Here is an 11,048-nt window from a genome sequence, read left to right as displayed (position 1 = left end):
GGCACACCACGCCGCTCGCGGGCGGCCCGGGGGCGCGCCGGAGCGGAGCGGGGTCCTTGCGTACGGAGCGGGTGCGGGGCGTGGTCGGCCGTGCCGGTACCGCGCGCCGCCGGACCGTGCGGTCCGGCCGTCGAACGGTGCGGTGCGGTCCGGTCCGGCACGCGGCCGGGCGGTGCCGGCGGGACGCGGGGTCGCCCGGCGCCGGGCGGCGGCGCGCAGGCGGAGGATGCCGGTGCGGCGCGCGGCCGGACGGTGCCGGTGCGGCGGTGTCGGTCCACGCCGGTGCGGCGCGGTCGGTCCGTGCCGGTGCGGCGCTGTCAGTCCGTGCCGGTGCGGCGCGCGGTGCGTCCGGAGATCTGCAGCCGGTCGATCACCCCGGTGGCGGGGTCCCGGTGGAATCGGCCGCCCGGTTCGATCCGGTCGGTGGCCGGGTCCACCAGGTCGCAGGACAGGTCCGGGTAGCACACCAGCGGGATGGGGCAGTCGCCGTCGACGGAGAGGGTCGGCTTGCCGTCCCCGTCGAGCTTGACCGTGTACTCCGTGCCCCCGTTGCGGTACGTCCCGGCGCACTCCGGGAGCGCCACGGCGGGTCCGCGGGGTGTGTCGGCGGCCCGGGCGGTGGGCACGCGGATGCCGGTCAGCCGGGCGAGTTCCGCGGCGATGTCACGCCACAGGGCGGTGGCGGCGCCGGCGTTGCCCGTGAAGGCGACGACGACACCGCTGTCGGGGTCGGCCCGCAGGTGGCAGGAGGTGCCCTGGGCGTTGCCGTCATGGCCGCACCACACCCGGCCGTCCTGCGTGAAGAGGGCGAGGCCGAGGCCCCAGGCGTCGGCCAGCGCGCCGGGGTCGGCGGCCGGCTCGGGCCGCCGCATCAGCTCGGCGACGCCGGCCGGGAGGGCGGCGTCCCTGCCGATCACGCCTCTGCCCAGGGCGACCAGGTCCTCGGCGCTCGCCAGCAGGGCACCGGCCGGGGCCTCCACCGGGGCGAGGTTCTGGTGGGCCGGACGTACCAGGCCCGTGGCCGTGTTGAGGGCGTGACCGCTGGCGATCGGCCGGGCGGGGGCGGAGTCGCCGAGGAACGCGGGGACGATGCCGAGGGGTTCCAGGACGAGCGCCGCCACGGCCTCCTGCCACGTCATGCCCGTCACGTCGGACAGGATGCGGCCGGCGGCGACGTAGCCGGCGTTGGAGTAGGAGAAGGCGGTGCCCGGCGGGAACAGGGTGCTCCTCGCGGTGCAGACCGCCGAGAGGTACCGGGAGGCGGTGGCGCCGACGGCGCTGTCCGAGTCGGGACCGGTGGGCAGACCGGAGGTGTGACTCAGCAGCTGACGTACCGTCACGTCGGCTATCGCGCCTGATAAGTCGGGCAGCAGTTCGCCGACGGTCTCGTCGAGGTCCAGGTCCCCGTCGTCCGCGAGGAGCAGGACGGCGGCGGCCGTGGCCGCCTTGGTGACGGAACCGAGGGGGACGGCCGTCTCGGCGGTGAACGGCGTGTTGGCCACGGCGTCGGCCGTGCCGGTGGACACGCTGAGGAGGTGGGTGCCGGTGTGGACGGCCAGCTGGGCGCCGGGCACGCGGTGGATGCGTGCGAGGGCGTCGAGGTGGCCGCGCAACTCCTGGTGCACGGGGGACGATGGCCTGGCTGCGGCCGGGGCGGCGGTCGGATATGGCATGGGGAGACGACTCCTGGTGTGAGCGGGTGCGGGGAGGGGAACGCGTCCGGCCCGTGGGGTGAGCGGTACGGGCGTGCGCGTCGACGGGCGCTACGGCCTGGTGACGGCGATCGGCAGATGGCGCACGCCGACGATGACGGCCGGGTTCTGGTACGCCACGTCGTCGTACGAGGGCACCGTGATGGAGGAGAAACGTTCCATCATCATCTGGAGCGCGATACGGGCTTCCAGGCGGGCCAGCGGGGCGCCGAAACAGAAGTGAATGCCGTGACCGAAGGTCAGATGGGGATTGGGGTCACGGGCCGGGTCGAAGACGTCCGGCGCGGTGAAGCGGGAGGGGTCACGGTTGGCGGCCCCCAGGTGCACCATCAGCAAGGTGTCGGCCGGGATCTCGTGGCCGCCGAGCGTCACCGGACGGGTGGTGCGCCGGCCCAGCTCGGGGAAGGGCGGCAGCCAGCGCAGGACTTCCTCCACGGCGTCCGGCACCCGGTCCGGCTCCTTGCGCAGAGCGGTGAGTGTGCCGGGGTGCCGGTCGAAGGCGACCAGGGCGTTGCCGAGCAGAGCGGTGGTGGTGATGTGGCCCGCCACCAGCAGCAGAGCGACGAACCCGACGATCTCCTGGTCCTCCAGCCGCGTTCCGTCGACCTCGGCGCCGAGGAGTCTGCTGGTCAGGTCGTCCCCGGGATGCGCACGGCGGTGCCGGATGTGGTCCAGGACGTAGCCGTTCATCTCGCGCACGGTCGGGGCGATGGCCTCCAGCGCCCGTTCCAGATCGGCCATGTCGAGGCTGTCGCCGAGCTGGTCGCCTCCGAAGAGGGTGGCGGCCCACTCCTGGAACAGCCTGTGGTCCTCGGCGGGGATACCGAGGAGTTCGGCGATCACGATGATCGGCAGGGGGTAGGCGAGGGTGTCGACGACATCGAAACGATCGCGGTCGGCGACTCCGTCGAACAGCCGCGCGCAGATGGCCTCGATGCGCGGTGCGAGTCCGTGGACCACGCGCGGGGTGAAGGCCTGGCTCACCAGGGTGCGCAGCTTGCGGTGCTCCGGTGGGTCCATGCCCACGAAGTTGCCCTGCGTGAAGGCCGCGAAGTCCTCCTGGGTGGGGGCGATCGGCGTCATGTCGGAGGAGTACGTCGCCGGGTCGGACAGGATCGACGAGACGCCCTGGTGGTCCACGACGTGCCACTGCCGCCGCTCCTCGTCGTACGTCACGGGGCCGGCGTCGCGTAAGGACCGCCATCGCTCGGGTAACTCGTCAAGTGGCGATTCGGCACCGGTCAGTTGTGTGCTTGTCACCGTTTCTCCTTGGATGGGGACGCACGGGCCCGTGCGGTGGGCAACCGTCGTCGCGCCGTGGCCGGCCGCGGGCAGCGGTGGCCGTGCCGGCGCGGGCCATCGATGTGGCACGCGGGCGAATGTTCGCTCGACGTCAGGCGGCCGGCGCGCGGCTCGGCCGGGCGGGCCTGATCAGTCGATTCGACCGGCTCGGCGGATGCGACCCGGCCGGTCGGGTCGGTCGGGTCGACCGGCTGGAGGCGGCCGGCGATCCGCCACTCAGGGAAGGTCGAGCCGGGGCGTCAGCGGACCTGAGGGCGGAACAGGGGCGGCGGGGCGGCGGTTCCGAGCGGGCCGGACGCCCGCCGAGCAGCGGACAGGCCCGTACGTGCGCAGCCTGGCAACACGCGCCCAGGGCACCTTGCAGACACCACCACGTCCCCCCAGTGACTTCCCCCGCGCAGTGGCCCTGCACGGGACTCCTCCGACCCTTCATTCACGTGCCAAGAACGCGCTTCGACACGATCCTCCCGGGCCGAGTGCGCTCACAGTTTTCACGTTGGGTCACTGGATGGCAACCCCCCGAAATCGAAGGGGAGATGGCCGTTCAGCACCCACCAATGAGGGCGTGTATCCCGGCGCTTCACCCTCAAACCAGGGGTGTGGAGAAAAAGTTGGGCCGAGTCGGGACACCCTGGGACCACCTGCGAGCACCCCGGCCGTTCCGGCCACACGGCCACCCCTCCACCGATTCGGCCGAATCAGGTGTTGACGGCTGTCCGGACGACTGGCCCACGAGCGGGCCGGGATGACCGCCTCTGCCGCGGGGCGCTCCGGCGCCGCGTGCAGGACCGCGGTGGCGCGAAACCACTCGTGCGCGACCCCCTCCCGTCTCGTGGTCGGCGCCCTCCCCGTCTCGTGCGCGCCCGCGCCGGTTCGACTCGGGGGCACCGGCATCGCCTGGGGGCCGGCGGCTGTCAACGAGCAGAGGCCGCCCGTGAGTACGGGCGGCCTCTGCGTGTTGCCTGGACGGGTCAGGCGGGGGAACCGGCGAACTTGGGATTGTGGCCGTACTGGTTGCTGCCGGCCTCGCCCTCGATGCAGAGGAAGACCAGCATGACGATGCCGCCGACGAGCGGGACGAGGCCGATCAGGATCCACCAGCCGCTGCGGTTGGTGTCGTGCAGCCGGCGGACGGTGACGCCCAGGCTCGGCAGCAGGAGGCCGAGCGCCAGCACGAGGCTGAGGATCTGCGACCCGAAGACCACCGCGTCGATGATCGAGGCCACGATCGCGAGGATGGCGTAGAAGAGCACGTACATCCAGTACTCCTTGCGGCGCGCCCGCCCGCTGAATACCGCGTACTTCTTCACGACTTCGATGAACCAGTTCATTGCGTCCCCCCAGGGATCGTTGGCGAAAGCCGCACCGCTCGGATCCGGCCAGACGCAGACCGTACGGAGGTGACGGGGCTCCGTCAAAGCTGTTACGGCCGGGAGTGGAGTGAGGCGCCCGCGGTCCACGAGGTGTGCCGGCGCGGCCGCTATGCCAGCGTTTCCGGACACATCCCACCAAGATCACCGGTGTCACGGAAGGCGAGTCGCTCAACATCGGCTCACAGAGCCCTCCCCGACATCTCACGGCGTCCGAAACGTATGCGATCTGTGTGCGATCCGTTGCCTCTTCTACACGGTTCCGAAGCCGAAACGATCTCCGAACGTTGCCCCCCGCGCCTCCTGAGCCTCCCGCGCACCAGCCCTCGGCTGTCCCGCCGTCAGGACCGGCCGCTCGCACACGGCAGCTCGGCGGGTCCACCCGCCTCGGGCGCCGAGGTCCTCGCCGCCGTTTCGGCCGGGTCTCCCCAGGACGCGGTCGCGCAGAAGCTCGTACTCATGGTGGAGCCGAGGCCGTTCGCTCAGGGGAGGCCGAGTGATCACGGCGGCTCCGGCGGCTACCTCTTCTCGATGGCGGTGCTCCCACACTGGTCCCGGCCCGACCCGGCCCGGCCCGGCCGTGTTCCCGTTCCGTTCCCGGCCCGGTGAAGGCCTCAGGTCTCCTGCAAGGGCGCGTAGACCTCCGCTCCCAGGCCGAACGTCCAGGCGACGCCCTCCCTCGCCGTTCTGGTCGACGGCGGGACGCGAAGCCAGTAGGTGCGCCGGGTCCCGTCCGGTTCCGGCGTCGAGTTGAGCACCACCACCATCACCACCGGCTCATCGGCGGGCAGGTCGATCCGCCACAGCGTGCCCGTCTCGTCGCGGTGCACGGGACGCGCACCGGAGTCCGCGAGGTAGCGGTCGTAACCGTAGTACTCCAGCATCACGCGCCGCAGTTCGGCGTTCTCCTCGTCCCGGATGCGGCTCGGTGTCAGCGAGGGCAGCTCCGTGAGGAACGCGGCGGGCACCGGCATGCCGCGCCAGGCGTGCAGGGCGAACCCGTCCCGGTAGGCCAGTGCGGGGCCGTCCCCGCGGTCGAGGCGGCCGGCCTCGTCCCGGTGCAGCGCCACCGGGCGTTCCGACATCACCGCGACCCGGGTGAACGGCCACCACCAGCCCGCGCTGCGGCAGACCTCGGCCAGTGCGCCCAACGGACCGTCCTGGGTGGGGAAGGCGGCCAGCCACGGCGCGTCGTGCTGCCCCAGCACCGCGTCCAGGAGGAACAACCGCACCTGGGCGGCCTCCGGGCCCGTGTCCCGTCCGACCAGGTCCTCCAGCACACCGGCCCGGATCCGGTCCACCAACGCCTGGGTGGACTCCCACAGCCGTCCGCCGGTCGCCGCCCAGTGGGCGGACCAGCCCGCGGCCCCCAACTCGGCCCGCAGCCGCAGCCTTTCCCCTGCCCACGGCCTGTCGCGGAGCGCCTCGCGCACGCTGGGTCCCCGGTCGGTGAGCTGCCGGATCACCGTCACGGCCGCGCGTGGGGAGTCCACCCACACCACCGCCTCCGGTTCGGCCAGGCCCGCCAGCCGGTAGGCGCGCCGGACCGCGGCCTCGGCGGCGGGGCGGTCGGCGCGGGCGGTGGCCATGGCCCGGGCGCGCCATGCGTCCAGCCCGTCCGCCCCGGTGTCCGGCCGCCTGGCGTCACCGGTCCGGTCGTCCGGTCCTGTCCGGTCGTCCGGTCCTGTCCGGTCGTCCGGTCCCTTCCGGTCGTGCGGTCCTGTCCGGCCGGCCGGTTCGCTCGTCCCGTGGACGCCCGTGCGGCCGCCCGTCTCCGTCGTCGGCATGTGTCTCTCCCCCAACTCGTACGTCACAATGGTCAGTCGGCGACGATCCGGACGGACCCCGGCACGTACTCCCGCTGTCTGACCACCCGGTACCAGCCCTTGGGCAGGGCGATCGCCGCGTGCTCCTCGTGCACGACCCGGCCCCCCTGCGGCAGGTGCAGCAGCAGCGGACCGTAAGGCCCGGGCTCGCGCACCAACTCCCCCGGCCCCACCACCGCGTGGGCGTGGCCGGTCACCTCCCCGAGAGCCAGCACCAGCCGGCCGCGCCCGTCCCGTCGCTCCCTCGGCGCGTGCGTCACGTGCTCCGGTACCGCTTCCCGCGCCACGGGCACGATCAGCACGTCTCCCTGCCGGTACATACCTCGCCCCTCACCGCCGGGTGCACCGCGCACCGGCCTCATGACCACGACCGTAGGCGCCGCCACTGACAACGCCCCGGTAAGCCGCCCCACCGTCGGTCGCTGTCGGTGGCGGTTGGTAGAACTGCGGCATCACGCATCGCACACCCCTTCTCCCAGGAGCAGCCGCATGACCATCGGTGACCACCTGCACGAGCTGTACCGGCTGCCCGCGCACGCCTTCCCCGGCCCCGATGCCCCGGCCGGCCGCCTGCCCGAGCCGGACTCCGTCGCCTGGCGGGTCTCCGCGGACGTGTACGACACGGAGGAGAGCTGGACGGCGGCCTTCACCCGCTTCTGCGAGGCCGTCGACACCACCCGGGTGCGCGCCCTGATCGTCGGCGCCTGGGAGGAGGCCTACGAGTCCGACCCCTCCGACGTCATCGAGGCCCTCCTCGCCGCCCGGGACCGGCTGCCCGCGCTGCGCGCGCTGTTCCTGGGCGACATGGTGATGGAGGAGTGCGAGATCTCCTGGATCAACCAGACCGACGTCTCGCCGCTGCTGGCCGGCTTCCCCGCCCTGGAGGAGTTCGGCGTGCGCGGCGGCTCCGGCCTGGTTTTCCCGGCCGTGCAGCACTCCTCGCTGCGCCGCCTCGTCGTGGAGACCGGTGGGCTGCCCGCCGCGGTCGTGCGGGGCATCGGCGCCAGCGACCTGCCCGCGCTGGAGCACCTCGACCTGTGGCTGGGCACGCCCGACTACGGCGGTGACAGCGAGGCCGCCGACCTGGCGCCCCTCCTGTCCGGCGCCCGTCTGCCGCGCCTGCGCCACCTGGCCCTGCGCAACAGCGAGATGCAGGACGCGGTGGCGGCCGCCGTGGCCTCCGCGCCGGTCGTCGCCCGCCTGGAGGTGCTGGACCTGTCCATGGGGGTGCTGACCGACGAGGGCGCGCAGGCGCTGCTGGGCGGGCAGCCGCTGACCCATCTGAAGAAGCTCGACCTGCACCACCACTATCTGGGCAAGGCCTTCGAGGAGCGGGTGCGCCAGGTGCTGGAACCGGCCGGTGTGGAGGTCGACCTCGACCGCGGCGACGCGGAGGAGGAGACCGAGGACGACGGCACGGTCTGGCGCTACGTCTCCGTCGGCGAGTGAGCACGGACGGCGTGGTGGCCGCGGCGGGCGTGCGCTTCGCGGTGGTCGGCAATCCCGGCAACCGCCGGGTGACGCTCTTCGCCGACGCGGTGCGCGCGGCGGGTCTGCCCGGCCCGCGTGTGGTGCCCTGGGCGGACGTCCTGCGGCAGGGCGCGGCGGACTTCACGCCCGAGGAGATCGTCCGCGTCGACTCCCCCGGCGAGCATCCCGAGGTGGACCGCCTGCTGCGGGGTGATCTGGAGCCCACCCGGGTGGAGGGCTCGGCGCGCTGGTACGCCGGCTTCACCGCCGCGCTGCGCGGCCTGCGCGGCGGTGTCCGGCTGGACGACCCGGACGAGCTGTCCGTGCTGTTCGACAAGCGCCGCTGCCATGCCGTTCTGGACGCCGCCGGCGTACCCGTTCCCCTCTCGCCGACCTCGGGGACGGACGGCGCTCCGGTGCGCGGCTGGGACGACGTACGGACGCTGATGCGCACGCACCGGATGCCCCGGCTGTTCGTCAAGCCGGCCCACGGGTCGTCGGCGTCCGGAGTCCTCGCCGTGGAGGCGGGCGGCGGCCGGATCAGGGCGACCACCTCCGTCGAGATGACGGCGGACGGCCGTCTGCACAACTCCCTGAAGCTGCGCCGCTACGAGAGCGAACGGGAGGTCGCCGCCGTCGTCGACGCCCTCGCGCCGGACGGTCTGCATCTCGAACGGTGGGTGCCCAAGGCGTCCCAGCAGGGCCGCGCGACCGACTTCCGGGTCGTCGTGGTGGCCGGCCGGGCCACGCACGTCGTGGTGCGCACCAGCCGCTCCCCCCTGACCAACCTCCACCTGGGCGGCCGCCGCGGCGACCTGGACGCCGCCCGCGCTGCCGTGGCGGCGGCGGGCGCCCGCTGGACCGACGTGCTGGAGGTGTGCGAGCGGGCGGCCGCGTGCTTCTCCCGCACCCTGTGCGTCGGCGTGGACCTGCTGCCGGCCGTCGGCTGGCGCCGGATGTTCGTCGGCGAGGTCAACGCCTTCGGTGATCTGCTGCCCGGCGTCACCGGCCTGCCCGGCAGCGGCGCGGAGGGCCTGGACACCTACGGCGCGCAGGTCGCGGCGGTCCTGCGCGGCTCGGCCCTGCCCGCCGCCCGGTGGCCTCACCGGCGGTCCGGCGCCCCGCGCGCGCCCGCCCCGGCGGCGTGATCCACCCGGCCCCGCCGGCCGCCGCACCCGTACAGAACAGGAACACCGCATGACCGAGCCCGACATGAACGACATCGTCGGCGAGCACGACATCCTCCTCGTCACCCTCGACACCCTGCGTCACGACGTGGCCGAGGAGCTGGCGGCCGCGGGCCGCATACCCCACCTCGCGCGTCATCTGCCCGGCGGCCGCTGGGAGATGCGGCACGCGCCGGGCAGTTTCACCTACGCCTCGCACCAGGCCATCTTCGCCGGCTTCCTGCCCACCCCGGCCTCCCCAGGGCCTCATCGCCGGCTGTTCGCGGCGAGCTTCGCCGGCAGCGAGACCACCGCCGACGGCACCTTCGTCTACGACACACCCGACCTCGTCACCGGGTTGGCGGAAGCCGGCTATCACACGGCGTGCATCGGCGGCGTGGGCTTCTTCAACAAGCAGGGCCCGCTCGGCTCGGTCCTGCCGGGCCTGTTCCAGGAGTCCCACTGGGAACCGGAGTTCGGCGTCACCTCGCCCCACTCCTTCGAGAACCAGGTCGAGCGAGCCGAGCAGATCGTCGCCCGACTCCCGGCGGACCGGCGGCTGTTCCTCTTCGTCAACGTCTCCGCCCTGCACCAGCCGAACTGGTTCCACCTGCCGGGCGCCACCCGCGCGGCCGGTGACACCCGCGCCTCGCACGCCGCCGCCCTGGAGTACGTCGACCGGCACATCGGGCGGTTGTTCACCGCCGCGAGCTCCCGTCGCCGCTGTTTCGCGATCGTGTGCTCCGACCACGGCACCGCCTACGGCGACGACGGCTACACCGGGCACCGCCTGGGCCACGAGTGCGTGTGGACCGTGCCGTACGCCCACTTCTTCCTGGACCCCGCCGAGGCCGCCCGATGACCACCGCCCTGCCGACCGGCCCCTACCAGCACTACGTCTACGCCTACCCCCACAAGACCGCCTACCGGCCGCTGCCGGACCGGCCGGCGCTGAGGTCGCTGTGGGCGGCGGAGGACAAGAGCGCCCTCTCGCTGTATCTGCACATCCCGTTCTGCGAGGTGCGCTGCGGGTTCTGCAACCTCTTCACCCGCATCGGCGCACCCGACGGCCTGACCGGTGCGTACCTGGACGCCCTGGAGCGGCAGGCGACGGCCGTGCGCGACGCACTCGGCGACAGCGAGGGCATCCGGTTCGCCACGGCCGCCTTCGGCGGCGGCACCCCCACCTTCCTCACCGCGCGGGAACTCGAGCGGCTCTGCGACATCGCCGAACACCGCATGGGTGCCGATCTGCGCGCGGTGCCGCTGTCGGTGGAGGCCTCACCCGCCACGGCCACCGCCGACCGCCTGGCCGTCCTGGCCGAACGCGGCGCCACCCGGCTGAGTCTGGGCGTGCAGAGCTTCGTCGACTCCGAGGCGCGGGCAGCCGTCCGTCCGCAGCGCCGCGGCGACGTCGACGCGGCCCTCGGCCGCATCCGCGACGCCGCCCTGCCGGTCCTCAACATCGACCTCATCTACGGCATCGACGGCCAGACCGAGCGGACCTGGCTGCGCTCACTGGACGCCGCGCTCGCCTGGCGGCCGGAGGAGCTCTACCTGTACCCGCTCTACGTCCGCCCCCTCACCGGCCTGGACCGCCACCGCCCGGACTCCGCCGCCGACCCGGCCTGGGACGAGCAGCGGCTGCGGCTGTACCGCGCGGGCCGCGACCATCTGCTGTCCCAGGGCTATGTGCAGCAGTCGATGCGGATGTTCCGCCGGGCCGACGCCCCACCGCAGGGCGCCGACGACTACGCCTGCCAGACCGACGGCATGATCGGTCTCGGCTGCGGAGCCCGCTCCTACACCTCCGCCCTGCACTACTCGTTCGACTACGCCGTCGGCATGCACGAGATCCGCGGGATCATCGACGACTACGTCGCCACCACCGACTTCTCCCGGGCTGCGGTCGGTCACCGGATCGACGCCCACGAGGCCCGCCGCCGTCATCTGCTGCAGTCGCTCCTCCAGGCCGACGGCCTGGACACCGCCGACTACCGCGCCCGCTTCGGCTCCGCACCCGCCGACGACTTCGGGGCCGAACTCGACTCCCTCGCCGCACTGGGCTGGCTGGCCGACCTCCCGTCCACCCGTCTGCGGTTGACACCCGAAGGGCTCGCGCACTCGGACGCCATCGGCCCGCGGCTGTTCTCCCCGGCGGTGCGCGCCGCCATGGCCGCCTACGAGAGGAAGTGACACCCG

9 protein-coding genes are annotated in these 11,048 nt (G+C 73.3%); 4 read left to right on the top strand and 5 right to left on the bottom strand.

Annotated elements, in window-relative coordinates; all coding sequences use genetic code 11:
- Positions 1 to 317: 317 nt before the first annotated feature.
- The 5 genes from ACZ6ZN_RS18755 to ACZ6ZN_RS18735 all read right to left on the bottom strand — a co-directional run bounded on the left by ACZ6ZN_RS18755 (position 318) and on the right by ACZ6ZN_RS18735 (position 6,530).
- Positions 318 to 1,673 carry a serine hydrolase domain-containing protein gene (locus tag ACZ6ZN_RS18755; RefSeq protein WP_469647539.1) on the bottom strand — a complete coding sequence of 452 codons (1,356 nt, stop codon included), beginning with the start codon at positions 1,671 to 1,673 and terminating at the stop codon, positions 318 to 320.
- 90 nt (positions 1,674 to 1,763) lie between these two features.
- Positions 1,764 to 2,888, bottom strand: coding sequence for a cytochrome P450 (locus ACZ6ZN_RS18750; protein ID WP_398111661.1), 1,125 nt, complete (start codon positions 2,886 to 2,888; stop codon positions 1,764 to 1,766).
- Between the two features lie 1,097 nt (positions 2,889 to 3,985).
- Complete coding sequence (locus ACZ6ZN_RS18745) at positions 3,986 to 4,345, bottom strand: DUF805 domain-containing protein (protein WP_398111662.1); 360 nt, start codon at positions 4,343 to 4,345, stop codon at positions 3,986 to 3,988.
- A gap of 653 nt (positions 4,346 to 4,998) precedes the next feature.
- Positions 4,999 to 5,973: a DUF6745 domain-containing protein gene (locus ACZ6ZN_RS18740; RefSeq protein WP_469648038.1), complete on the bottom strand. Its 975-nt coding sequence runs from the start codon at positions 5,971 to 5,973 to the stop codon at positions 4,999 to 5,001.
- Positions 5,974 to 6,203: 230 nt separating this feature from the next.
- Entirely contained in the window at positions 6,204 to 6,530 is a 327-nt protein-coding gene (locus tag ACZ6ZN_RS18735) for a hypothetical protein (protein ID WP_398111663.1), read from the bottom strand.
- A 169-nt stretch (positions 6,531 to 6,699) separates the two neighbouring features.
- Between ACZ6ZN_RS18735 and ACZ6ZN_RS18730 the strand changes: the two genes are divergently transcribed.
- The 4 genes from ACZ6ZN_RS18730 to ACZ6ZN_RS18715 all read left to right on the top strand — a co-directional run bounded on the left by ACZ6ZN_RS18730 (position 6,700) and on the right by ACZ6ZN_RS18715 (position 11,042).
- Positions 6,700 to 7,659 carry an STM4015 family protein gene (locus tag ACZ6ZN_RS18730; RefSeq protein ID WP_469647536.1) on the top strand — a complete coding sequence of 320 codons (960 nt, stop codon included), beginning with the start codon at positions 6,700 to 6,702 and terminating at the stop codon, positions 7,657 to 7,659.
- Positions 7,656 to 8,828: an STM4014 family protein gene (locus tag ACZ6ZN_RS18725; protein WP_469647533.1), complete on the top strand. Its 1,173-nt coding sequence runs from the start codon at positions 7,656 to 7,658 to the stop codon at positions 8,826 to 8,828. The genes ACZ6ZN_RS18730 and ACZ6ZN_RS18725 overlap by 4 nt, the downstream gene beginning before the upstream one ends.
- Before the next feature lie 64 nt (positions 8,829 to 8,892).
- Complete coding sequence (locus ACZ6ZN_RS18720; RefSeq protein ID WP_469648036.1) at positions 8,893 to 9,708, top strand: STM4013/SEN3800 family hydrolase; 816 nt, start codon at positions 8,893 to 8,895, stop codon at positions 9,706 to 9,708.
- Entirely contained in the window at positions 9,705 to 11,042 is a 1,338-nt protein-coding gene (locus ACZ6ZN_RS18715; protein WP_469647530.1) for an STM4012 family radical SAM protein, read from the top strand. The genes ACZ6ZN_RS18720 and ACZ6ZN_RS18715 overlap by 4 nt, the downstream gene beginning before the upstream one ends.
- The last annotated feature ends 6 nt before the right edge of the window (positions 11,043 to 11,048 follow it).

Source organism: Streptomyces sp. NPDC053665 (assembly GCF_055585285.1).
The sequence above is the reverse complement of the archived record's forward strand: the minus strand, read 5'-3'. Positions and strand labels throughout refer to the sequence as shown.